Genomic DNA, 22651 nt, shown 5'->3' with positions numbered 1-22651 from the left:
GCTGCGGTTCCTTCCAGTCTGTGGTTCATTCGGCGGTGGCGGGCACCCGCGCGGGACGACCCGCGACACCGGCGGCGGCCAGGCGGTCGATACGTGCCGCGTCCACGCCCAACTCGGCGAGCACCGCGTCGGTGTGAGCGCCGAGAGCGGGGACAGGGCCCATCGGCAGTTCGACGTCGCGGAAGGACACGGGTGGCAGAACTCCCGCTATGGGTCCGGCCGGCGTGTCGACCTGCCGCCAGCGATCCCGAGCCGACAGCTGAGGATGGGCCACCAGCCCGGCCATGTCGTTGACCTGGGCCGCGGGCACACCGGCAGCCGCCAGCCGGGCCTCGAGTTCGGCGGTGCCGAAGCGGCGGGTCTGCTCCGCGACCACGCGGTCGCACTCCTCGCGGTGAGCCACCCGGAGCGGGTTGGTCGCCAGATGCGGGTGGTCGGCCAGGTCCGGCCGCCCGAACACGTCCCCGACCAGGCTCTGCCAGCCTCGGTCGTTCTGCACACCGATGAGGATCTGGCCGTCGGCGGTCGGATATGCGTCGTACGGCGCGATCGAGGCGTGGCTCAGCCCCATCCGCGGGATCTGCCGGCCGCCGTACAGCTGGATGTACATCGGGTGGCCGAGCCATTCCACGGTGGCGTCGAACATCGAGATGTCGACCACCCCGCCTCGCCCGGTCCGCTCCCGACGCAACAGCGCGGCCAGGACCGCCTGGCACGCGTAGAGCCCTGCGGCGATGTCGGCACTGGGGATCCCGGTCTTGGTGGCGGTCTCCGGGGTGCCCGTGACCGAGATCAGGCCCGTCTCCGCCTGGATCAGCATGTCGTAGGCCTTGCGGTCGCGCAGCGGGCCGCCCGTGCCGTATCCGGAGATCCCGGCGACCACCAGCCGCGGGTGCCGTGCGACCAGCTCCTCACCCCCGAGGCCCAGCCGTTCGGCCGCCCCAGGAGCGGCGTTCTGGACGAATACGTCGGCCCGAGCGACGAGGCGGCGGACGAGTTCGGAACCCTCGGGCGACTTGAGGTCGAGCGCCACCGATTCCTTGCCGCGGTTGAGCCACACGAAGTGTGAGGCCAATCCGTGGACCTCATGGTCGTAGTTGCGAGCGAAGTCACCCTCTCCGACCCGCTCGACCTTGATCACCCGGGCTCCGAGGTCGGCAAGGTGACGGGTCGCGAGGGGCGCGGCCACTGCCTGTTCCAGCGTGACCACGGTGATGCCGTCAAGGGGAAGGAGCGCGTTGGTCATGGCTGCAAGGATTGCGAACCGTCTATTGCGCGTCCAATACTTAATGCGCCGATGATTATTAACAAGATTGCGATGAGTGAGATCTCGTGGAACTGCACCAGCTTGAGGCGTTCCTGGCCGTCGCCGAGGAGCTTCACTTCGGTCGCGCCGCCGATCGGCTCCATATCGCCCAGCCGGCACTGAGTCGCACCATCAAGCAGCTGGAGCGCGAGCTGGGAGCACCCCTCTTCGCGCGGACCACCCGCAGTGTGCACCTCACCGGTGCAGGCGAGGCCCTTCTCGACCCGGCCCGGCAGGTACTCGAGGGCTGTCTGATCGCACGCCGCGCGGTGCGGGCGGCCGGCCGCGGAGAAACCGGCCGGGTGCGCATGGGGTTTGCCGGCCCTTCGTCGCACCTGTTGGTGGGCCGGCTCGGGCGGCTCGTCCGAGAGCGCCACCCGGGTATCGAACTGAGTCTGCGCAGCACTACCTATGCTCACGAGGGACTGCGTATGGTCATCGACGGCACGCTCGATCTCGCCATCGTACGCTGGACCGTGGAGCCGGCGGGAATCGCCCACCGGATCGTCACCGTCGAGCACTACGTACTGGTCGTCCCCAACGGACACCGCCTCGCGGGGCGGGAGCCGGTGAGTCTGGCCGACTGCCGCGACGAACAGTTCGTCGCGTTGCCCGCGGATCCGGGTTCCAGTGTGCGCGACGCGTTCATCCGCGCCGCCCACGACGCGGACTTCACCCCGGACATCGTCCAGACCGCGCCGGACTCGTGGACCGCGATGGCGCTCGTGGCGGCCGGGGTCGGGATCACCTTCTCGGTCGACGTCGCGGTCGGAAACGTCGTCCAGGCCGGCATCACCGTGGTCCCGCTGGAGGAAGGCCGTACCCCCACGTACTCCCGGCTCGCCTGGCGCAAGGGCGACCCCAACCCGGCCCTGCGGGCAGTGCTGCGCGCATCCGAGGAGGCGCTCCCCACGCCCTTCCTCCCGGAAGGCGCGCGCTGATCCTGCGTCGTCCCGACATCCGCACGTTGACGCCTTTAACGTCGCGGAAGATATCTGTCATCGATTATTAATGCTCCTGGCGCATCAGTGTGCCGTCAAAGAAGTATTGGAGATGCGGCGCCCCCAGCATGCAGGCTGAAGGTGTGATCAACCCAGCCCCAGCAAGGGAGCCCGCATGACCAGGGCCTGCTGCGAGCGTCCTGCCTGTCGCGTGACGCCCGGTAGACACTTCACCTCCTTCGGCTTCACTCAGGCCGAGGGAGGACCTGGCATCGGGGTCCCCCCCGTGCAGCCAGTACAAGGGCAGTCATCCGCCTTGCGGTCGCGCGCGTCGGACGCCGCCAGACCCGGCCTGCGAGCAGGCGGCGGGACTGTCGCCACCGGGCCTGACTCCGGCACCGACCACGGATCGGTGGCCGGTCCCTGTGCCGCCGGGGGCACGGGTCACCACTGTCCCGCCGGTGCAGCACGTCGGCTGTACCTCCCGCTGCGCTGCCACACCGGTGGCGACCTGCCCGGACTCAGCCGGCCCATCCGAAGGACCGGCACCCCCCGCGGTGGGACAGACCTGCGTACCTCAGCCGCCGACCGTGCCTGTGGGACTCCCCGTCGGACCGACGAGGAGCTGCCTCGGGTTCTGGGTGAGGGCATCGACACAGTGAGGCTCTGGTCGCGATGACGGACGCCCGCCACACAACGGTCTCCCGTGCCGACGCTCTGCACGGCTCCTCGGCGAGTGCCGGTGATCGGTACGAGGCACACCGGCCCGGGCCCTTGTCGGGCCTGCGCGTCGTGGAGGTCTCGAGCTTCGTCGCCACGCCTCTCTGCGGTCTCACGCTGGCTCAACTCGGCGCGGATGTGATCCGCGTCGAGCCCTTGGGGGGCGGACCGGACCGTACTCGCTGGCCCCTCACAGCCGATGGGGCCAGCCTGTACTGGAACGGGCTCAACCCCGGAAAGCGCGCCGTGGAGGTCGACCTGGCCGACCCACGCGGCAGGCGGCTGGTTGCCGAGCTCGTCGTCGGCGGAGGCCCCGCCGGCGGCATACTCGTCACCAACGTCGGGCGATGGGACGAACTGACCTACCGCTCCCTGAGCAGCCGCCGCGCCGACGTGATCCGCGTACAGCTCATGGGGCGGTACGACGGCGGCACCGCCGTCGACTACACCGTCCAGGCCGGCACCGGGTTCCCGTTGATCACCGGGCCGGAGGGGCACGGTGCCCCTGTCAACCATGTGCTCCCGGCCTGGGACCTGGCTGCCGGACTCTATCTGGCCACCGGGCTCCTCGCTGCGGAGCTGAGGCGGCGCGCAACCGGGCGTGGCGCGGAGGTTCGGGTGGCGCTCGAGGACGTCGCCCTGGCCACCGCCGGTCAGCTCGGTCACCTCGCCCAGGCGCAGCTCCGGCCCGAGGAAGAGCGCAGGGCCGACGGCAACTTCGTCTACGGAACCTTCGGCACCGACTTCGTCACGGCCGACGGGCAACGGTTCATGCTGGTGGCGCTGACGCCGCGGCAGTGGGCCGATCTCCTCCAGGTCACAGGGCTGAGCGCGACCGTGGACGCGCTCGGGAAGGCGCTGGGCGCGGACTTCGCCGACGAGGGCGACCGCTACCGGCACCGGCGGGTGCTGGCCGGTCTCGTCGCCGAGTGGTTCGCCCGGCATGACGCCGACCAGGTGCGGGAGGTGCTGGCGACGACCCGGTTGCTCTGGTCGCCGTACCGCGGCTTTGCCGACCTCGTCGCCGACGACGCCAGCCTGCTGCGCGAACACCCGCTCTTCGAGACCGCGGACCAGCCCGGTATCGGTCCACTGCTTGTCCCCGGATCACCCGTCACCCTGGACGGCCGTCGCGGCAGAGCGGCCCCGGCGCCTGCCGTCGGCCAGCACACACGACAGGTCCTGACCGAGGAAGGGGGCTTGTCCACCGCCGAGTTCGACGAGTTGGTCGCCCTGGGCGTGGTACGCCGCCCCGCTCCTCGTGAGGCAGCCGGATGAGGCGTGGGACGACCTGCGGCACAGCGTGCGCGAGACCAAGGGGCTGGCGGACATCTCACCGGGGTGCGCTGCCTCCACGAGGAGCGTCGCCTCGGACGCCGCCCGGGTTCCCGGAGGTCCGACGGCTTCCGGCGGGACGAAGCCGAGCCGAGCCCTACCGTCACTACGTTCCACGGGATCTCGCCGGCGAGGGCACCGGAGCATGGCGGCGCACGGTGATCGCGGCGCCCGACTCGTGACACATGACAGGAACAGGAGCATCTGATGGGCCTTCTTGAGATGAAGACCGCGGTCATCACCGGTGGCGCGCAGGGCATCGGCCTCGCAATCGCGAAGGCGTTCGTGACGGAGGGGGCACGCGTAGTGATCGCGGACCTCGACGGTGCGGCGGCCGACGCGGCGGCGAAGGACATCGGGCCCGATGCGGCAGTCGGGGTCGCCTGCGACGTTGCGAAGGCCGATGACGTCCGGCGAGTGATCGAGACCGCTGTGACGTCCTTCGGATCGCTGGATGTGGTGGTCAACAACGCCGGCATCACACGGGACGCGACCATGCGGACGATGACCGAGGAAGAGTTCGACCAGGTGATCGCCGTGCATCTCAAGGGGTGCTGGAACGGCACGCGGCTCGCGGCGCTGCGCATGCGCGAGCAGAAGTCCGGCGCGATCGTGAACATCTCCTCCTTGTCCGGCAAGGTGGGCATGGCAGGCCAGACCAACTACTCCGCCGCGAAGGCAGGCATCGTCGGCCTCACCAAGGCCGCCGCCAAGGAGTTGGCTCACCACGGAGTGCGGGTCAACGCGATCCAGCCCGGACTGATCCGCACGGCGATGACCGAGGCGATGCCGCAGACGGCCTGGGACCAGAAGATGGCCGAGATTCCGATGGGCCGGGCCGGTGAGCCCTCCGAAGTCGCTTCCGTGGCGCTCTTCTACGCCTCCGGGCTGTCGTCCTACATGACCGGCACGGTCGCGGAGGTCACCGGGGGGCGGTTCATGTGAACCGTCAGGCCAGTGGGACGGCCAGGCGGTCAGAGACCGGCGCGTGGATGCCGCGGCCCATGACCTCCGTCGAGACCCTGGATCCGGCGCCCGTGACCGCCCTGCAGGCGCTACTGGACACCGGCGCACCCACCGTCGCCACCGGCGACCCACTCCCGCCGATGTGGCAGTGGGTGGCCTTGCCCCGCTGGCCCGCGTCCTCGGTGCTGGGTCCGGACGGGCATCCGCGCCCCGGCGACTTCCTCCCCCGGCTGAACGGCCTGCCCCGACGGATGTTCGCCGGGGGCGAGACCCTCTTCTACGGCACCCTTCGTGTCGGAGCCGACGTGGTGCGGGAGTCGGTGGTGGACTCCGTCGAGGAGAAGGTCGGACGCAGCGGCCGGTTCGCCATCGTCCGCGTCTCCACCACGCTCAGCGAGCCTCGCGGGCCGGTACTCCTCAGAGAGCGGCAGGACATCCTCTACCGGCCCCCCGCCACGGTCCCGGACCCAGCGACACTGCCCGATCCCGTGCCTCCGGCCGCCAGGCCACTGGTCGGCCCCCCGCTCGTACGCAAGGGGGAAGGTTGGACATTCGTGACCGACCCCACATTGCTGATGCGGTTCAGCGCGGCCACCGCAAACGCCCACCGCATCCACTACGACTGGCCCTATGCCACCAGGGTGGAGGGATACCCCGGCCTCGTGGTGCACGGCCCCCTGTCGACCCTGGTGCTCGCCGAAGCCCTCCGCCTCACCGCACCCGACCGTACGGCCGCCAGCCTCCGCCACCGCAACAACGCCCCGCTGTTCTGCGGCAGTGAGGGGCACGTCTCCGTCACAATCGCCTCCGACTCGGCCGAGGCCACCCTGCGGGGTGGCGACGGCACCCTGCTGACGCACTTGTCCGTCGGCTTCGTACCTCGTCTCCCGAAAGGCGCAGCCCATGCGTGATGTCGTCGTCTGCGAACCTGTCCGCACCCCCATCGGCCGCTACGGCGGCGCGTTCAAGGACATCAGCGCCGTCGACCTCGGCGTCGCCGCCCTGCGCGGCCTGCTGGAGAGGACCGGTGTCGACCCCGACCGGATCGGCGACGTGATCCTCGGCCACTGCAACGCGACCAGTGAGGCACCTGCGATCGGACGCGTCGTCGCCCTGGACTCCGCACTGCCGGTCACCGTTGCGGGCCAGCACGTCGACCGTCGCTGTGGTTCCGGCCTGCAGGCCGTCATCAACGCCGTGATGCAAGTGCAGACCGGCGCCCACGATGTCGTCGTGGCCGGCGGCACCGAGAGCATGAGCAACGCCGCCTTCTACTCCACTGACATCCGCTGGGGTGGAGCCCGCACCGGCGTGAGGATGCACGACGCGCTGATCAGGGCACGCACCACCGCCGGGGGCCGCAACCACCCGCTGCGGGGTGGCATGCTCGAAACCGCGGAGAACCTCCGGCGGGACTACGCCATCTCACGCGAGGAACAGGACCGCCTCGCCGTGAACTCACACCACCGCGCCGTCGCAGCGCAGCGGGCGGGCCTCTTCGCCGAGGAGATCATCCCCGTCACCGTGCCCGGCCGGAAGGGCGACACGGTGGTCGACATCGATGAGCACCCACGGCCGGACACCTCGATGGAGACGATGGCCGCTCTCCGCCCGATTCTGGCCTCCTCCGACCCGGACGCCACGGTGACCGCCGGCAACGCCAGCGGCCAGAACGACGCCGCTGCGATGTGCCTGGTCACTACCCGGCAGGTGGCCGAGGAGCACGGCCTGCGCCCACTGGTCCGGCTGGTGAGCTGGGCGGTTGCCGGCGTCCCCCCCGAGGTGATGGGCATCGGCCCGGTGCCGGCCACACGGACCGCCCTCCAGCGCGCCGGGTTGCGGCTCGCCGACATCGACGTGATCGAACTCAACGAGGCGTTCGCGGTCCAGGCGCTGGCGGTGATGCGCGAGTGGAAGTTCACCGAAGAGGACCATCAGCGCACCAACGTGCATGGCTCCGGCATTTCCCTGGGCCATCCCGTCGGCGCCACCGGAGTGCGCATGCTGGGGGCGCTCGCGCGGGAGCTGCACCGTCGCGAGGCCCGCTACGGCCTTGAAACCATGTGCATCGGCGGAGGCCAGGGCCTCGCGGCTGTCTTCGAGCGAGTCGTCTGATGTCGCAGCGGGTGTTCACCTGCGTCCAGGATCTGAAGGCTGCGGTCGGTGAGCAGTTCGGTCCCACCGACTGGGTGGAGATCAGTCAGCAGACCGTCGACAGGTTCGCCGACGTGACCGGAGACCACCAGTGGATCCACGTCGACCCCGAACGCGCAGCCGCTTCGTCCCTCGGCGGCACGATCGTCCACGGCCACCTGACACTGTCCATGCTTCCCGGCTTCGCCTCCCGCCTCTACGCGATCCGGACCGGTGCGGCGCGACTGAACTACGGGTTGAACAAGGTCCGCTTTCCCGCCCCGGTCCGGGTGGGGACGAAGGTGCGGGCCACGGCAACCATCAAGAGCCTGCACGATGTGCCGGCCGGCGTTCGGATCGTCTTCGGCTGGACGGTCGAGGCACAGGACACCGACCGCCCCGTCTGCACGGCAGAGACGATCACACTGGTCGTGAGCTGATCGGCAGGCCTGCCGGACAGCGCACCCCGTCAAGGGACCATCCCTCGGTCAACGTGGCACGTGGCGGCGGAACGCCTGCGCAGGGCACGCCGGTGGACTGCCGGATCAGCGTCCGCCGCCGGTCGGGTCGATCACACGGCGGACCTCCCAGACACTGTCCGCGGGGCACCCGCCGCGGCGGGCGTGCTCGCGTACGCTCTCCGCGTCAGGGGCCACGTAGACGCAGTAGAGCTTGTCGTCGGACACGTAGCTCTCCTGCCACCGCACGTCGGGCATCCCGTCGAGGACCTCGTTGGACTTGGCGCTGACTTCCGCCACGTCGGTCTCGGACCACTTGCCCGCGCCCGGAATGCCGCGCTCCATGCCGAACTTCGGCACGACCTCACCCTCCTCTATAGGTTCGCCGCTCCGTACTCGCCACGGAGCGGCACTCGGTGTCACGCCCCGGCGGGCGCGGTGTGGACGATCACTCCCCGCCCGGCACGCAGATCCTCGACGAGCGGCTTGTCGTACCAGCCCAGTGTGCGGACCTTCATCAGCCGCTCACTCAGCAGCATCTCGGCCCGGACGTAGTCGTTGGTCTGTGACCGGCGGAGCCATCGTTCTCCCTCTCGCTCGGTACGAAGTCCTCGTGGTGCATCTGCTCGCGCGGCACGCCCAGCCTCTCCAGCAGCCGGGTGGTGGCCCCGATCATGGCCGGCGGGCCGCAGTAGTACTCGAACCGCCCGGGCTGTTCGAGGACCCGCTCGGCGACGTCGGTCACCAGCCCGACCTCCCCGGTCCACGCGGGGTCGGGGTGGACGACCGTGCTGTACACGCTCAGTGCGGGCAGCCGCTTCTGGAGCTCCTTCAGTTCCTCGCCCGGGTAGGCATGGCTGCCGATGTGTCCGGAGAACTTCCCGTCGGGGTAGACGCGGATGAAGAACTCCAGCGGACGGTTCTCGCCCGGCAGGTCGGCCATGGAGAAATCACGGCTGACCCCGTTGCCCAGGTCCAGCCGCACGAACTGACCGGGCAGGTAGCCGAACGGTTCCCGGTCCCTGCCGTCCACCAGGCGGACCACCAGCCGGGCCACCGTGTCGGAAACCATCGCGGCGTCCTCGACGACGCCCCGGCGCTCGGACTCCTCGAACTGGTGGACATGGAAAAGGGATAGTCCAGCTCGATCTCCATGTCGCTGCGCGGCTGCAGCCCGCAGCACAGCACGTAGCCGTCCTCCTGCTCACCGGGGGAGAGAGCATAGACGGAGTACGGCAGCAGTTCGTCGTACTCGCCGTCCGCCAGGAAGGACTTGCACGTCGAGCACGCCCCCTCGCGGCACTCGCTCATCAGGATGAGCCCCTGGCGCAGGGCCGAGGTGATGATGTCCTCGTCAGGCCGGCACGAGATCGTCACTTCGTGATCGTCCTCGAACAGGAGCTTCACGGTGTAGCTCATCCGATCCCCTTGTCGGTGTCGGGAGTCGCCTTCGGGCCGACTCAATCCCTTCAGCGGGCATCCTGGTTCCTTCCGGCTTCCGGTACCCTGCGGAACGCCCCCCGGGGCGGAACAGGACCGGACGCGCTCGTCGCTCCAGGGCCCCGCGGTGCGCTCACCGGCCGCGCAGGTACGCGGCCACCGTCAGGGCGGCGTCACGGGCGGATCGTTCGCTGATGGACACGCCCTCCTGGACCATCCGGCCGGCGCGGAAGATCAGCCAGCGCCAGAACGGTGTGACCTCCTCCACGCGGACCAGGAACTCGTCGTCCCGGTAGATCACGTTGCCCGTCTCTTCCTCTTCCAGAGGGCCGCCCGCCGCGTCCGAGTCAGTCACCGTTCGCCCCTCTCGTCTCCGGGACGGCGGCGGTGTGCCGGCCTCCGCCCCGACGCTCACCGCTCGGAACTTGTTGCCGTCATTGCAGGCCCGGCCGATCGTGGTCGTCACGTTCACCATGAAGTCGAACACGTCGCAGCGATGGCCGATCAGCGGCTCGATCTCGTCGAGGCCGATCTCGAAGCCGCCCTCGTTCTCCAGCCGGTAGTAAGGGGCCCGCCGAGATACGGCCGGAAGGGAAGGCAGGGGAGGTTGTCCGCGGAGGAGGGATCGTGGCCGACCGCGGTGATCATACGTCCGGGCTTGCAGCCGCGTATGTCGTCCTTGACCTGCGGCAGGACCGCCTGGTCGTTGATGCCACCGGGCCATGCCCAGCACCCCGTTCTGTCGCTGCGGCTACTGAGAGCGAGGGACCGGCGCGAACCGGCCGATGCTGTGCTCTCGTTCAGCTTCCGGTGGGCTTCGGACCGCGGTCCGGCTGGCGCGGCGCCGGGAGGCAGGGGCGTGCGGTCCGTGTGACGATGTCGGCGATGCGCTGAGCCGTTTCGTCGTGGGGCGAAGTGGGCTGGACCATGTGACTGACGGTGAGCCGCACCACGGCTTCTACTGCCAGGTTCCGCGATTCCGGATCGATGTCGGGCCAGGCATCCGCCACGTAGGCGTCGAGCATCGCGATGGCGGTGTTGAAGACGGGTTCGGGGCGGGTGGTCAGGTAGGCGAGGAGGGTGTCCTCGCCGCCGCGGGAAGCGGTGAGGATGGCCTTGATCAGCGGATTGTCGGCAGCCTCCCGGAGGGTGAAGTCGACCCCAGCAGCAATGGCTCTGTCCAGATCGTCGCGGTGCGCGTCGAGCTGTTCCTGTATGCCGACGAGGAAGCGCTCGGCCTCCCGTTCGACCAGGGCGAGGCCGATCGCATCCTTGGATCCGAACTCGTTGTAGACCGCTTGCCGGCTGACTCCCGCGTTGCGGGCGATCACCGCCAGCCGGATCTTGTCCCAACCGAAGGCGGCGACCTGTTCGTATGCCGCGTCGAGCACCTGCTCACGGAGCAGAGAGCGGACGGCCGCGCGAAATGTCTTCATGACACCTCCACCTTACCCGTGAAGGCCGCTTTGCCCAATCCGTTGACACACTGGCAACAGAATGTCTTACTGATGGACACTTCACCGGCGAACGTCGGTGCGAGAACCCGAAGGGTGATGTTCGATGGCAGTGGATGCGGGAAGCGTTTCCGAAATGACCTGGAGGGACCCGAAGCGGTACCTATGGCTGCTGGGTCTGCTGGTGCCCCTCTTCCCCTTTGTCGCGTGGGGTCTGGTAGCAGCCACGGGGCTGGGTGTGTTCTGGTGGACCGGGCCGATCGTGCTGTACGGGATCATCCCGATCGTGGATCTGACAGCAGGCAAGGACTCGGCCAACCCGCCCCTGAGTGCGGTGGCCTGGCTGGAGCAGGACCGCTACTACCGCTGGTGCACGTTCTTGTATCTGCCGCTGCAGTACGCCGGCCTGGTCACCGGGAGCTGGCTCCTCGCCCACGGGGGCCTGTCAGTGGTGGACAAGCTGGGGCTGACCTTCTCCATCGGCGTGGTGGCTGGCATCGCCATCAACACCGCGCACGAACTGGGCCACAAGAAGGAGTCGGTGGAGCGCTGGCTGTCCAAGATCGCGCTGGCCCAGACCCTCTATGGGCACTTCTTCATCGAGCACAACCGAGGTCACCATGTGCGGGTCGCTACCCCTGAGGATCCCGCCAGCGCACGCCTGGGCGAGAGTTTCTACCGGTTCCTGCCCCGTACAGTCCTCGGCAGCCTGCAGTCCGGATGGGAGCTGGAGAAGACCCGCCTGCGACGGGGGAACAAGCGGGTGTGGTCCCTACGCAACGATGTGATCAACGCCTGGGTGATGTCTCTGGTGCTGTTCGGCGCGCTGGTGGCCGCTTTCGGCCCGGGTGTTCTGCCCTACCTGCTCCTGCAGGCCGTCTTCGGCTTCTGCCTCCTGGAGGTGGTCAACTACATCGAGCATTACGGCCTGCTGCGGCAGCGCACGGCCAGTGGCCGCTATGAGCGGTGCGAGCCCCGGCACAGCTGGAACAGCGACAATGTCACCTCCAATGTGCTCCTCTACCACCTGCAGCGGCATAGCGATCACCACGCCAACCCTACCCGCCGCTACCAGGCACTGCGCCACTTCGACCAGGCCCCGGAGATGCCCACCGGCTACGCCGGCATGATCATCCTCGCCTATGTGCCGCCCCTGTGGCGGCGCGTCATGGACGACCGCCTCCTCTCCCACTACGGCGGCGACGTCACCATGGCCAACATCCAGCCCGCCAAGCGCTCCACGGTCCTGGCCCGGTATGGGGCCGCTGCATGAGCCGGTACCGGTGCCCGGTCTGCTCCTACGTCTTCGACGAGCGTACCGGGGAGCCCCGCGAAGGCTTCCCGGTAGGCACCGACTGGAGCCAGGTTCCCGACGACTGGTGCTGCCCCGACTGCGGGGTGCGCGAAAAGATCGACTTCGAGGAGAGCGCGGCATGAAGAAGTGGCAGTGTCTTGTATGCGGCTTCACCTACGACGAGGAACAGGGCTGGCCGGATGAGGGGATCGCGCCCGGCACCCGTTGGGGGGACATCCCCGACGACTGGTCCTGCCCCGATTGCGGGGCGGCAAAGACCGACTTCCAGATGGTCGAGGTCAGCCGTGTCTGAGATTCTGCCCCGGACCATCGCCATCGTCGGCACCGGAGTGGCCGGTACCACCGCCGCGCTCACGCTCCGCAAGGAAGGCTTCGGCGGCCGGATCGTTCTGATTGGTGATGAGCCCGAGGAGCCCTACCAGCGTCCTCCGCTGTCCAAGAACATGCTCCGGCACTCGGCGCGTCCAGAAGCTGCCCGGCTCAAGCCGACATCCACGTGGGCCGAGCAGGACATTGAACTGCTCACCGGTACGAAGGTCACCGGCCTGGACGCTGACGCCTTGCGGCTGGCTGACGGCTCCCAGCTCCCCTATGACCGACTGCTTCTGGCCACTGGCGGCCGTGCCCGCACCCTGCCCCAAGCAGTGGGCCTCGACCATGTGCACACGCTGCGGACCCTGGGCGACGTCGCCGCCCTGCGTGCGGACCTTCAGCCCGGCGGCCCGCTGCTCGTCGTCGGCGCGGGGCTGGTGGGACTGGAGGTGGCGGCCACGGCACGGGCGATGGGCTGTCAGGTCACAGTCCTGGAGAGCTCCCTCCAGCCCCTGGGGCGGGTGCTGCCCGCCCGCCTGCGGCAGGAGGTGATGGAGCTGCATCGAGCCCATGGCGTCCGCATCCACACTGATGTGAGGCTCGAGCGCCTCGACCGGCATGGGGACACGCTCGTGGCGACCGACCACGAGGGCACCCTCTGGGAAGCCCAGACGGTTCTGGTCGCCGTGGGTATGACCCCGGAGACCACCCTCGCCCGGCAAGCCGGCCTCGACTTGGCGGACGGAATCGTCGTCGACGCGTACGGCACCACGAGCGCACCGCACATCTACGCGGCCGGCGACGTTGCCTGCCATCCCGATGCCATCCTCCGGCAGCGGGTGCGGATCGAGCAGTGGAACCACGCCCAAGAACACGGCGCGGCCGTCGCCGTGAACATGCTCCCCGGCAACCACAGGCCCTACGATGCCGTGCCCTGGGGCTGGACCAACCAGTACGGAGTCAACCTGCAGATCTGCGGGCATCCCGCGCAGGCTGACGAGCTGATCGTGCAAGGTGGCCTCACCGATTTCGACTTCGCCGCCGCGGCATACCGAAGCGGACGGCTGATCGGCGGTATCGCCGCAGGCAGGCCCGTTGACTTCCGCGCACTGCGCAGGCTGGTCGCCGAACACAGCCGTGATGACGGCCTGCTCACGGCCGAAACCGACCGAGGAGCCTGCCCCTGATGGACGGATCCACCACAGCGCAGATGCAGCCCTCACCCAGCGGTGGGAACCCGGCTGCCCCGGACGTCTGCCGTCCCCTTGCCTCCACGGCCATCCCCTCCGTCGTGTCCCGCCTGGCCGCGTCCGTCACGGCCCGCGGCGATGCCGGACTCGCCCACTCCATCACGCCACTGAGCGGGGAACGTCTGGCGAGGCTGCCGCAGTCCAGCCCCGCCGACGTGGAGAGCGCCTACAGCAGCGCCCGCAGCGCCCAGCAGGCATGGGCTTCGGTTCCTGTCCGCCACCGCGCAGCCGTCCTGCTGCGCTTCCACGACCTCCTGCTCAGCAGGCAGAGTGAGGTACTCGACCTGATCCAGGCGGAGACCGGGAAGGCCCGGCTGCATGCCTTCGAGGAGATTATGGCGGTGGCGTCCGCCGCCCGGTACTACGGTCGCACCGCCTCCTCCTACCTGCGTAACCGTCGGCGGGCGGGCGCGTTCCCGCTTCTGACCCACACGATCGAGGCTCGGCGCCCCAAGGGCGTGATCGGCCATATCTCGCCGTGGAACTATCCACTGGAGCTTGCGGTTGGTGATGCTCTGCCCGCCTTCGCAGCTGGCAACGCGATGGTCCACAAGCCCGACACACAGACCGCCCTGACCGCCCTGTGGGCCCGTGACGTGCTGGTGGAGGCGGGGATGCCCGCCGACCTGTGGCAGATCGTGGTCGGCGACGGCCCGATAATCGGCTCCGCTGTCATAGAGCACGCCGACTATGTCTCCTTCACCGGTTCCACCGGTACCGGCCGCCAGGTTGCGCGGCAGACCGCCGGGCGCCTGGTCGGCTCGAGCCTGGAACTCGGCGGAAAGAACGCCATGATCGTCCTGGCTGACGCAGCGCTCGACCGCGCTGTCGAGGGCGCCGTGCGGGCCTGCTTCTCCTCCGCTGGTCAACTGTGCATCTCCACCGAACGGCTCCTGGTCCAGCGACGCGTGGCAGACGCCTTCCTCACCCGGTTCATCGCCAGGACCAAGGAGTTGAGGCTCGGCGGCGGCCTCGCCTACGGGGCAGACATGGGGTCGCTGGTCTCCGAGCGCCAGCTGGAGACCGTCGCCCGGCACGTCAACGGCGCCGTGCAGACTGGCGCCAGGGTGCTCACCGGCGGCCGGGCACGCCCCGACATCGGTCCCTTCTTCTACGAACCGACAGTGCTCGACAGCGTCACCCCTGCCATGGCGGTGTACGCCGAGGAAACGTTCGGCCCGGTTGTCTGCGTGTACCGCTTCGACACCGAGGACGAGGCGGTCACTGCCGCCAACGCCACAGCCTACGGCCTCAATTCCAGTGTCTGGACACGGAACACCCGGCACGGCCGTGTTCTAGCCGCCCGGCTGCGGACAGGCACAGTCAACATCAACGACGCCTACGCGGCTGCCTACGGCTCCCTCGACTCCCCGATGGGCGGCATGGGGGACTCCGGTCTCGGCCGCCGACACGGCGCCGAGGGTCTGCTGCGCTTCACCGAGGCGCAGACTATCGCCACCCAGCGGCTACTGCCCATCGCGCCCCCGCACGGACTGGACGATGAGAAGTTCGCCGCCGTCCTCACCACCGGGCTCAAGACACTCAAGGCATTTCGGTTCCGGTAACCGACTTCGTTTTGCTCTCTCCACTCGTTTCAAGGAGCTGCCGCACATGGCGGACAACGACACATTCACCTATGACGTGCTGGTGGTCGGTTCGGGATTCGGCGGTTCAGTCGCCGCTCTGCGGCTAGCCGAGAAGGGCTACAGGGTGGGCGTGCTGGAAGCGGGCCGCCGCTACACCGCCGACCAGCTGCCCAAGAGCTCCTGGGACCTGCGCAGGTTTCTGTGGGCTCCGGCCCTGGGCCTGTACGGCATCCAGCGCATCCACCTGCTCAAGAACGTCCTGGTCCTGGCCGGCGCGGGAGTCGGCGGCGGCTCACTCAACTACGCCAATACCCTCTATATCCCCCCGAAAGCCTTCTTCGAAGACCGGCAGTGGGGGCACATCACCGACTGGCACACGGAGCTTGCCCCCTTCTACGACCAGGCCCGGCGCATGCTCGGCGTCCGGCTCAATCCCACTGTCACCCCTGCCGACACCCATCTCAAGGCCACAGCCGAGGCCATGGGGTGCGGCAATACCTTCCATCCCACCCCGGTCGGCGTCTTCTTCGGCGACGGCAGGGACGCCGACGGCACCACCAGGACCGCCCCCGGCACCCAGGTTCCCGACCCTTACTTCGGAGGCGCCGGTCCCTCCCGCCGAGCCTGTACCCAGTGCGGCGAATGCATGACCGGGTGCCGGCACGGCGCCAAGAACATGCTCACTGAAAACTACCTCTACCTCGCCGAACAAGCCGGCGCCGAAATACACCCCCTCACGACCGTCGTCGACCTCACCGAAGACGCCGACGGAGGCTTCGCGGTCACCACCGTGCCCACCGGCCGCACGCGCAGGCCCCCGCACACGGTCTGGCGTGCCCGCCAGGTAGTCCTTGCAGCCGGCACCTACGGCACCCAGACACTGCTGCACACCCTGCACGACACCGGCCGCCTCCCCCGCATCTCCCCGAAACTGGGCTCGCTGACCCGCACCAACTCCGAGGCACTGGTAGGAGCCACCACCATCGGCCGCCACTACCGCCGGCGCACGGGCCAGGCCCGCCCCGACTTCACCCAGGGCGTAGCGATCACGTCCTCGATCCACCCCAACAACTTCACCCACATCGAGCCAGTGCGGTACGGGAAGGGGTCCAACGCGATGGGCCTGCTGACCATCCTGCAGTTCCCGCGCCGCCGCTCGAACCTGCTCTCCTACCTCCGCACCGTCGTACGACACCCCACCCTGGCAATACGGAGCCTCTCCAAACGCCGCTGGTCCGAACGGACCATCATCGGCCTGGTGATGCAGTCACTGGACAACTCACTGATCACCTTCCGCAAGCCCAGCGGCCTCGGCAAGGGCAAGCTCACAGCCAAGCAGGGTCACGGCACCCCCAACCCCGAGCACATCCCCGAGGGAGACCAGGCCGCACGGATCCTCGCCGCCGAGATCGGCGGCTTCGCCGGCACCAATGCAGGCGACCTACTACGGATGCCGATGACCGCCCACTTCCTCGGAGGCTGCCCCATCGGCGATGACGCCGAGCACGGCGTCATCGACCCCTACCACCGCCTGTACGGCCACCCCGGCATCCACGTCGTGGACGGCTCAGCCATCTCAGCCAACCTCGGCGTCAACCCCTCACTGACAATCACCGCACAAGCCGAACGCGCTATGTCCATGTGGCCCAACAAGAACGACACCGACCCGCGTCCCGCCCAGGCAAAGGGATACCAACCGGTCCCCGCCATCGCGCCGCACCACCCCACCGTCCCCGCCAGCGCCTTCGGCGCACTGCGTTTTCCGCTCCCCGTCTCAAAGACACCCGCGCAGAAAGGAGAGGGAAGCCAAGCTCGTCGCATGGACGTGTCCAGTCAACAGGTCTGGCCCGCAGCCGGCGGTGACGCCGAGTAGCCGTCCGCGTCATGAGCGAACGGCGCCTCCTGGCCGCTGATGGCCAACAGCGTCACCCTGTAGGCGATCTACGGCGCGGTCTGCGCCGTCCTCCTCGCCAACCTGGCGGCGGACGTGGACCCCGGCTCCAAGTCAACCTCCCTGGGCATTATCAGCGGCATCGGCGCGTTCGGCGCCATGCCTGTGTGACCGCGGGCATCGCCGCAGTCGCCGGGTTCACCGACGCGCTCGGCCCCGGCTCCGCCCTCTTCGGTGTCCTGGTCATCGCGGGCACGGCCGCCACCGCCCCGCAGGACGGAGCCCTTCCCCTGGAAGACCTTCCTCGCCAGCTTCTGGGCCAGCCCGCGCCAATACCGGGACTTCGCCTGAGCGTTCGGCGTCGAAGTGCTGGACCGACGCGCGGCTGCCATGCACCCAGGCATGAGTTATGGCCGAGTTGCTGGCCGCGGTCCGCTCCGCGTACCGCATGTCGTCCTGCTCGCCCATGCGGTCATCGGTGTACGTGACGGCGAGCAGCGGCGCACGCGTGGCGGCGAGGCTGGTGATCACCGAGCTGTCGATTCCACCAGACAGATCCGCGGAGAGCCGGTCGGTGCCCACCGTGCGCCGGGTGACCCCCGAGGTCACCGTCTCGCGCACGAGCAGGGCGCTCGAAGGAACGCTCACGGGCCGGATGCGGAACGGGTTCGATGCGCGGGCCGGCTCCGGCTTCCAGGACGAGCGCGTGGTCGGGCGGGACGCGCCGCACCGTGCGGAAGTGGCTGGCCTCGGCGAGTTGACGCCCCGGAGGGTGAACGCGCTCAGCAAGGCCGCAGGATCGGGCTCAGCGCCTGCATAAGCGGCCAGCGGCGCGGCCGCGGTCGCCCACAGCACGCCGTCGTCGACCGGCAGCCAGTACACGGTGATAGCCCCGGCCCGGGTGCCGGTGATACGCCGCGCCGGGCCGGTCCGTACGACGCTCAGGTAGCTGCCCGGAAGCCGAGTCGCGGCCGCCCACTCGCCGTGCTCGACCCCGTCCCGGGCCGCGGACTGCCCGGCGGGGCTGCCAGCCGGGCAGTCCCTCATGGTCGGTGTGCGGGGTGAACCTTCCGGCCGCGAACCGCATGGTGCCCACCTCTGCCCCTTCGTCCGCCCGCTGATGATGGTGGCTTCACGGGGGAGCGCCCGGGACGCCAGCCGAAGGCCGAAAATGTCCCGGGCGTTCGCGCTCAGACGTACGCCCTGTTCAGGAGCGCGGTCCTACTGCCAGTACTCGGTGTCGTCCTCGTTGTCCTGGTTGGAGCTGCCGAGGGTGGCGCCGGTGACGGTGCCCAGGGTGCTCAGGACGGGCGCCGTGTAGACGACGGTCTCGAACTCGGTGCTGGTGTCCATGACGTTTCTCCACGAGTCGGTCGATCGGGGGAGCTCCCCTCGGCCGTACGGGGCGGTGCAGGCTCCCGTACGGCCTCTGAGCGGGGAGGTTCGGGCCTCCGGGCCGCGGTTCCGGTGGCTCTGCTTCCAGGAAACGGCCGAACAGCCATACGAGGAAGAGGGGTTGGTGCTGCCTCGGTGTTGCCTCCCCCGTGCCCTGCAGGTCGGCGGGGGCCCAACCCGGTGTTGGATCAGCTACGTTCAGTGCATCGATCGTGCTCGGCTCCATCCCACCCGGGGGTGCATCAGCCACATGCCGTGATCAACAAGCAGCCGAAACACCCGCTCGCCGCGGTGCGCGCCCACTGCGGCCACAGCCTCAGAACGTACGCCGAGGCCGTGGCCGAGCGCGCCGCCGCGCTCGGGCACGGGCACATGGCGTATCGCCGGGAGAAGGTCGCCCGGTGGGAGGCGGGCCTGGAGCCGGAATTACCCGCACAGTTGGCGAAGGCCGACCTTCACGGGGTCGACCCGGGCCTCGTTCGGGCGCGAGGATGGCCCGGTTGGCTTCTGCTCGCCCTGCCCGGACCCGACGTCCTGGCCCCCTTCACCCCGGAGGTCACGCTGTCCGCCCTCGACGACCTGGCCGCCGACCCCGCCCTCGCGAACGGCGCCGACATCCCGCTCCTGCCGACGCCGGTCCTCGAAGACCTCACCACCCAGTGGACCGAGCACGTCCAGAACTCCATCGCCCGTGGGATCGAGGGCGGCTACGTCGGCGTCGAAGTCTCCTCCGCGATCCACGCCCGGCTCACCGCCCTGTGGCACCTGGACGACTCGCTCGGCGGCACCGCCTGCACCACCAGCGCCCGTACCGACCTGAAGATGGTCACCAAGCTGCTGCGGCACGCCCGCCACACGGGACAGCTCACCACCGACCTCAACTTCCTCGCCGCCGAGTACGCACGCTTCCGTCTGGGCCGAATTCGACGCCGACAACACCGCCAAAGCCCAACGCGCCTGGCACGCAGCACTTCGCGCCTCCGCCGAGACCGCCGACCCCGCGCACAGCGCATACCTCCTCGCCGACCTGGCCCTGGCCTGCGTCTACGACGGCGACACCGCCGCCACCGGCGCCAAGTTCCTGGCCACCGCCCGCGACATCGCGGGGACGCGCACCACCCCGCTGGTCGCCGCGGTGATCGACACCTGGCGGGTCCGGGCGACGGCCGCCACCGGCGATGCCCGGCAGGCCGCCCGCCTCCTCGCCCAGGCCGAAACCGAGTACGAGCGTGCTCGTGCGGGGGACGACAACCCGGACTGGGTGTACTGGATGTGCAGGCCCTCGCATATGGCAGAGACGGGCCGGGCGTTCTTGGACCTCGGGGAGCCAGCCACCGCCGAGACCCTGCTCAGCGACGGCCTCGCCGCCCTGGAGCCCGGCGCGATGCGCGACAAGGTCCTCTACCTCACGTGGATCGCCACCGCCCAGGCCCGCCGCCGCGATCTCGACGCCGCAGCACACACCGCCACCGAGGCCCTGGACGTCGCGGCCATGGGCGAATCCGGCCGCTGCACCTCCTTGCTGACCGGCCTCGCCGCCGAACTCGAACTCCACCGGGCCGCCCGCCAGATCGGCCCGGTCATTGAACGCCTTGCCGGAACCGCGAGTTGACTCTGCTCGCCATTTCCATCGGTACCGCCCGCGGCGGCAGGATGCGGCCGACAGTCGGCGACGGAGGGGCAGCAAGATGGCGAAGCGGGATGTGTGGGTTCGGCTGTGGCCGCGCCTCGTACGCGCCGACCAGATTCAAGGCGTCGAGTTCTACAGGGGTGACCTCCTGGTGAAGATGACCGGGGAGAAGGACCCGATCGAGGTTTCCGTACGCCGCTACCCCCGGGAGAACGACTTCCTCGGCCTCGGCGGGCATGAGAAGTACGCGGCGGCCGTGCGGGAGTCGAACACGGCCCCGCAGCAGTGCGCCTTCGACTTGCTGGCTGGCATCAGCACCGCCGCCCGGCTCCCCGACGGCGCCGTCCTCGTCCTGGCGGACGACGAGGACGAGAACTCCTCCAGGTGGCAGGTGCTCACCCTTCCGGAGTTCGAGGAGCACGAACCCGAGGACGAGACCTGAGCCCCTTGCGCCGTTGCTCGCCTCATCGCGGGAGTTTCGCAGTGCGTTCGGGGTGGGCCGCAGTGATGTACCGCATCGCCGTGTGCGAGGAGATGCCGAACAGGCGCATCAGGTGCAGCGGATCGTCGACCTCGAACGCCTCGTCACGGATCCGGTCCTGCCGCAGCGTCGTCATCGTGAGTCCGGTGGGCCGGAAGAGGTTGCTGAACGTGGTGCCGATGGGCGAGTGCGTAGTGTCCACCGCAGTCCACCGGTTGATCAGCAGATGCGGGTTGCTCGTGACCGGCCAGCGGCGGTGGCGTTCACGAATCCATGCGGAGGCGCAGCGGTAGGTAAGTTCGTCCAGGTAGATGATGTGCCGCTTCCCGAGGCGCCGTACGACGAGCCGCTCGCGGGACAGGTCAAGGTCGGTGAGCAGCAGGCGGCGGATGTCAGTCCCGTTGAGCGCATGGACGCAGACCAGCACCATCACGAAGCGCTGGAAGTCGTCCCGCGCATGGCTGAGGACGCCAGCCAGCCGGTCCGAGGGCACGGAAGGCGGGGGCACGTTGATCCCGGCGAAGACGAGGCCACGGGTGGGATCGCGGAAGATCACGCGCTCCTGCCGAAGGGCCCGGAAGACGTTCCGCAGGACGATGTGGATCGAGCGGGCGGGCGTCCCCTTGCGGGTGGCGATGGCCTTCTTGACGTCGTCGCGGGTGATCTCACGGAGGCTCTCGACGCCGTCCGCCAGCCACATCGTGAGGATCGGGTCGAGGACATGCCAGTAGCGGAAGACGCTGCGGAAGGTACGGCCGCTGTGCTCCCACTTGCCCTCTCCGCGCACGACCTTGATCCAGACAGACAGCTCCTGCGCGATCGTGGCGGGCAGCGCGGCGAGCTCGGCCTCCAACCGCCTCTGATGCGCGTCTCGGCGGAACTCGGGATCCGGAACCAGCAGCCCTCGGGCTTCAAGGAACTGCGTGACCCGTCGCCCGCTGAACTTCAGCGGACGCTTGTCCACGAGGGCCCTGATGTCGGACTCCAGCAGCGGGGCATCGGCGCCAAGCCAGGACACCAAGACGAGCAACGTGCGCCGGGTCTTGGTGGCAGGGACTTTGGACCACATCTCCTGCTTCATCACGCTGTCGAGGTCAGCGAGCAGCCGTTGGGCCGAGTCCGTCAGCGTCGGCAGGGCCTGGCGCTCCAGCGTGGCCACCGGACGCCAGTCCCGCCGGAGCTCGAAGAGCCTCTCCTGCCCGGGGACGGCCAAGTACTCGGAGACAGGACGACGCGGGGCCGGCCGGGCAACGTCCGAGCCGCGCAGGCTCGTGGGCGCCGGGACCGGTGAACCGAACCACAGCTGCGTTCCGAACCGGGCGACGCCCCCCTGACCGTGGTTGGCCATGTGCCAGCGGCACCCGCGGCAGTGTCCGTCAGCCAGCGGCAGGTCTACACGGTGGCAGCGCTCGCACGTTCCCGTGGATACCGGGACCTTCCCTCTCTTCCGGAAGCTGAAGGAGGAGCACGGCTCGCAGATGACCCTCAGTTTCGTTGCGAACCAGCAGCCGCACTGCTGGCAGGACCTCGGAGTCATCGTGTGGCGCGGACGCGGACGGCGCACGGTCCGCAACTTCCGGGGCCGATGGGGGCGTTGAGGTTCGCGGGGTTCCTCCCAGACCCTGAGCATCCCCGCCCGCAGAAGGACCGCCCGGACAGACCGGATGTAGTTGGGGATGTCATCGAGGACCAGTTCGTCAACGAGGTCGTCGCCGTCGGCGTCGCGCACGGCGAGCGCGAGGCGCAGCATCTCGTGCAGCTTGCGCTGCATGGGTTTGCTGATGCCGGTCTCCGCCGCAAACGCCGCGGTGTGCTCGACGACGTCGGCGTAGCCGGTGAGCGGCCTCTGCAAAATGCGCCGGCAGACGTCGATGGACAGCATCCGGCGGACGGGGAAGAGCGGCAACTGCCCAGGGACGGTGGGCGGGAGGACCGCGGGGTCGTCCCGTGTCGGGGCCGCGGCCGCGCGTATGTGTTCTACCCAGTGCAGCCGTTCGCGCTGGTCGACGCCGGTACGGCCGGTGCGCCTGCCGTACTT

At 69.2% G+C, this 22651-nt stretch carries 23 protein-coding genes and 2 pseudogenes; 14 read left to right on the top strand and 11 right to left on the bottom strand.

Features of this window, described 5'->3' with window-relative positions; translation table 11 throughout:
* Window positions 1-25: 25 nt before the first annotated feature.
* Window positions 26-1246, bottom strand: coding sequence for a CaiB/BaiF CoA-transferase family protein (locus GUY61_RS00500; protein WP_166628007.1), 1221 nt, complete (start codon window positions 1244-1246; stop codon window positions 26-28).
* Between the two features lie 86 nt (window positions 1247-1332).
* Here GUY61_RS00500 and GUY61_RS00495 point away from each other — a divergent pair, with 86 nt between their 5' ends.
* The 6 genes from GUY61_RS00495 (at window position 1333) to GUY61_RS00470 (ending at window position 7841) form a co-directional block, all read left to right on the top strand.
* On the top strand, window positions 1333-2247 hold the full coding sequence (locus GUY61_RS00495) for a LysR family transcriptional regulator (RefSeq protein ID WP_166628006.1): 915 nt from the start codon (window positions 1333-1335) through the stop codon (window positions 2245-2247).
* A gap of 675 nt (window positions 2248-2922) precedes the next feature.
* Window positions 2923-4245, top strand: coding sequence for a CoA transferase (locus tag GUY61_RS00490; protein WP_166628005.1), 1323 nt, complete (start codon window positions 2923-2925; stop codon window positions 4243-4245).
* 279 nt (window positions 4246-4524) lie between these two features.
* Window positions 4525-5247, top strand: a complete 723-nt coding sequence (gene fabG, locus GUY61_RS00485; RefSeq protein ID WP_243766056.1) for a 3-oxoacyl-ACP reductase FabG — start codon at window positions 4525-4527, stop codon at window positions 5245-5247.
* Window positions 5248-5306: 59 nt separating this feature from the next.
* Window positions 5307-6179, top strand: a complete 873-nt coding sequence (locus GUY61_RS00480; RefSeq protein WP_166628004.1) for a hypothetical protein — start codon at window positions 5307-5309, stop codon at window positions 6177-6179.
* The gene (locus tag GUY61_RS00475) at window positions 6172-7383 is read left to right on the top strand and encodes an acetyl-CoA C-acetyltransferase (RefSeq protein WP_166628003.1); all 1212 of its coding nucleotides are present in this window, start codon (window positions 6172-6174) and stop codon (window positions 7381-7383) included. Before GUY61_RS00480 ends, GUY61_RS00475 begins: the two co-directional genes overlap by 8 nt.
* A complete protein-coding gene (locus GUY61_RS00470; RefSeq protein WP_166628065.1) occupies window positions 7380-7841 on the top strand; it encodes a MaoC family dehydratase in 462 nt (153 codons plus the stop codon). Before GUY61_RS00475 ends, GUY61_RS00470 begins: the two co-directional genes overlap by 4 nt.
* A gap of 105 nt (window positions 7842-7946) precedes the next feature.
* Here the strand turns inward: GUY61_RS00470 and GUY61_RS00465 are convergent, their stop codons facing one another.
* The 6 genes and pseudogenes from GUY61_RS00465 to GUY61_RS00440 form a co-directional block, all read right to left on the bottom strand.
* On the bottom strand, window positions 7947-8219 hold the full coding sequence (locus GUY61_RS00465) for a DUF4242 domain-containing protein (protein WP_166628002.1): 273 nt from the start codon (window positions 8217-8219) through the stop codon (window positions 7947-7949).
* A gap of 169 nt (window positions 8220-8388) precedes the next feature.
* On the bottom strand, window positions 8389-9042 hold the full coding sequence (locus tag GUY61_RS00455; protein WP_208105380.1) for an FAD-binding oxidoreductase: 654 nt from the start codon (window positions 9040-9042) through the stop codon (window positions 8389-8391).
* Window positions 9042-9278, bottom strand: a pseudogene (locus GUY61_RS41730) (2Fe-2S iron-sulfur cluster-binding protein); the annotation flags it as partial. The gene GUY61_RS00455 and the pseudogene GUY61_RS41730, both read right to left, overlap by 1 nt.
* Window positions 9279-9432: 154 nt before the next feature.
* Entirely contained in the window at window positions 9433-9654 is a 222-nt protein-coding gene (locus GUY61_RS39510; protein WP_166627989.1) for a hypothetical protein, read from the bottom strand.
* A 75-nt stretch (window positions 9655-9729) separates the two neighbouring features.
* Window positions 9730-10023: pseudogene (locus tag GUY61_RS41725) on the bottom strand (MmoB/DmpM family protein); the annotation flags it as partial.
* A gap of 76 nt (window positions 10024-10099) precedes the next feature.
* Window positions 10100-10735 (bottom strand): TetR/AcrR family transcriptional regulator, encoded by a 636-nt coding sequence (locus tag GUY61_RS00440; RefSeq protein ID WP_166628000.1) that lies wholly within the window; start codon window positions 10733-10735, stop codon window positions 10100-10102.
* A 154-nt stretch (window positions 10736-10889) separates the two neighbouring features.
* Between GUY61_RS00440 and GUY61_RS00435 the strand changes: the two genes are divergently transcribed.
* From GUY61_RS00435 to GUY61_RS00410, 6 genes are read left to right on the top strand one after another with little or no spacing between them, the layout of a single operon-like run.
* Window positions 10890-12026: an alkane 1-monooxygenase gene (locus GUY61_RS00435; RefSeq protein ID WP_166627999.1), complete on the top strand. Its 1137-nt coding sequence runs from the start codon at window positions 10890-10892 to the stop codon at window positions 12024-12026.
* Window positions 12023-12190: a rubredoxin gene (locus GUY61_RS00430; protein WP_166627998.1), complete on the top strand. Its 168-nt coding sequence runs from the start codon at window positions 12023-12025 to the stop codon at window positions 12188-12190. Before GUY61_RS00435 ends, GUY61_RS00430 begins: the two co-directional genes overlap by 4 nt.
* The gene (locus tag GUY61_RS00425) at window positions 12187-12360 is read left to right on the top strand and encodes a rubredoxin (RefSeq protein WP_166627997.1); all 174 of its coding nucleotides are present in this window, start codon (window positions 12187-12189) and stop codon (window positions 12358-12360) included. The genes GUY61_RS00430 and GUY61_RS00425 overlap by 4 nt, the downstream gene beginning before the upstream one ends.
* Window positions 12353-13567 (top strand): FAD-dependent oxidoreductase, encoded by a 1215-nt coding sequence (locus tag GUY61_RS00420; protein WP_166627996.1) that lies wholly within the window; start codon window positions 12353-12355, stop codon window positions 13565-13567. The genes GUY61_RS00425 and GUY61_RS00420 overlap by 8 nt, the downstream gene beginning before the upstream one ends.
* Entirely contained in the window at window positions 13567-15195 is a 1629-nt protein-coding gene (locus tag GUY61_RS00415; RefSeq protein WP_166627995.1) for a succinic semialdehyde dehydrogenase, read from the top strand. Before GUY61_RS00420 ends, GUY61_RS00415 begins: the two co-directional genes overlap by 1 nt.
* A gap of 46 nt (window positions 15196-15241) precedes the next feature.
* Entirely contained in the window at window positions 15242-17089 is a 1848-nt protein-coding gene (locus GUY61_RS00410; RefSeq protein WP_166627994.1) for a GMC oxidoreductase, read from the top strand.
* A gap of 261 nt (window positions 17090-17350) precedes the next feature.
* On the opposite strand, the gene GUY61_RS00405 is transcribed toward GUY61_RS00410, so the two are convergent.
* The 3 genes from GUY61_RS00405 to GUY61_RS38950 all read right to left on the bottom strand — a co-directional run bounded on the left by GUY61_RS00405 (window position 17351) and on the right by GUY61_RS38950 (window position 19447).
* Window positions 17351-17989: an asparagine synthase-related protein gene (locus GUY61_RS00405; RefSeq protein ID WP_166627993.1), complete on the bottom strand. Its 639-nt coding sequence runs from the start codon at window positions 17987-17989 to the stop codon at window positions 17351-17353.
* Between the two features lie 339 nt (window positions 17990-18328).
* On the bottom strand, window positions 18329-18460 hold the full coding sequence (locus tag GUY61_RS41045) for a hypothetical protein (protein WP_279576736.1): 132 nt from the start codon (window positions 18458-18460) through the stop codon (window positions 18329-18331).
* 468 nt (window positions 18461-18928) lie between these two features.
* Window positions 18929-19447: a hypothetical protein gene (locus GUY61_RS38950; protein ID WP_208105377.1), complete on the bottom strand. Its 519-nt coding sequence runs from the start codon at window positions 19445-19447 to the stop codon at window positions 18929-18931.
* A gap of 190 nt (window positions 19448-19637) precedes the next feature.
* On the opposite strand from GUY61_RS38950, the gene GUY61_RS38945 reads away from it, so the two are divergent.
* Both GUY61_RS38945 and GUY61_RS00395 read left to right on the top strand, forming a co-directional pair.
* Entirely contained in the window at window positions 19638-20114 is a 477-nt protein-coding gene (locus GUY61_RS38945) for a hypothetical protein (protein WP_208105376.1), read from the top strand.
* Between the two features lie 76 nt (window positions 20115-20190).
* Window positions 20191-20574, top strand: coding sequence for a hypothetical protein (locus GUY61_RS00395; RefSeq protein ID WP_166627992.1), 384 nt, complete (start codon window positions 20191-20193; stop codon window positions 20572-20574).
* A gap of 22 nt (window positions 20575-20596) precedes the next feature.
* On the opposite strand, the gene GUY61_RS39505 is transcribed toward GUY61_RS00395, so the two are convergent.
* Window positions 20597-22651 (bottom strand): hypothetical protein (locus GUY61_RS39505; protein ID WP_166627991.1); only part of this gene is annotated, 2055 nt, incomplete at its 5' end.

The sequence above is a fragment of the Streptomyces sp. GC420 genome (assembly GCF_009916105.1).
Taxonomy (GTDB): Bacteria; Actinomycetota; Actinomycetes; order Streptomycetales; family Streptomycetaceae; genus Streptomyces.
This window is presented reverse-complemented; position numbering and strand designations above follow the sequence as displayed.

Bases quoted from the DNA above. Each gene is read 5' to 3' on its own strand.
- GUY61_RS00480 (WP_166628004.1), top strand. From the start codon at position 5,307: ATGACCTCCGTCGAGACCCTGGATCCGGCGCCCGTGACCGCCCTGCAG.
- GUY61_RS00425 (WP_166627997.1), top strand. From the start codon at position 12,187: ATGAAGAAGTGGCAGTGTCTTGTATGCGGCTTCACCTACGACGAGGAA.
- GUY61_RS00435 (WP_166627999.1), top strand. From the start codon at position 10,890: ATGACCTGGAGGGACCCGAAGCGGTACCTATGGCTGCTGGGTCTGCTG.
- GUY61_RS00500 (WP_166628007.1), bottom strand. From the start codon at position 1,246: ATGACCAACGCGCTCCTTCCCCTTGACGGCATCACCGTGGTCACGCTG.
- GUY61_RS00410 (WP_166627994.1), top strand. From the start codon at position 15,242: ATGGCGGACAACGACACATTCACCTATGACGTGCTGGTGGTCGGTTCG.
- GUY61_RS41045 (WP_279576736.1), bottom strand. From the start codon at position 18,460: ATGGACACCAGCACCGAGTTCGAGACCGTCGTCTACACGGCGCCCGTC.
- GUY61_RS00490 (WP_166628005.1), top strand. From the start codon at position 2,923: ATGACGGACGCCCGCCACACAACGGTCTCCCGTGCCGACGCTCTGCAC.
- GUY61_RS00475 (WP_166628003.1), top strand. From the start codon at position 6,172: ATGCGTGATGTCGTCGTCTGCGAACCTGTCCGCACCCCCATCGGCCGC.
- GUY61_RS00395 (WP_166627992.1), top strand. From the start codon at position 20,191: ATGGCGAAGCGGGATGTGTGGGTTCGGCTGTGGCCGCGCCTCGTACGC.
- GUY61_RS00430 (WP_166627998.1), top strand. From the start codon at position 12,023: ATGAGCCGGTACCGGTGCCCGGTCTGCTCCTACGTCTTCGACGAGCGT.
- GUY61_RS00440 (WP_166628000.1), bottom strand. From the start codon at position 10,735: ATGAAGACATTTCGCGCGGCCGTCCGCTCTCTGCTCCGTGAGCAGGTG.
- GUY61_RS00415 (WP_166627995.1), top strand. From the start codon at position 13,567: ATGGACGGATCCACCACAGCGCAGATGCAGCCCTCACCCAGCGGTGGG.
- fabG (WP_243766056.1), top strand. From the start codon at position 4,525: ATGAAGACCGCGGTCATCACCGGTGGCGCGCAGGGCATCGGCCTCGCA.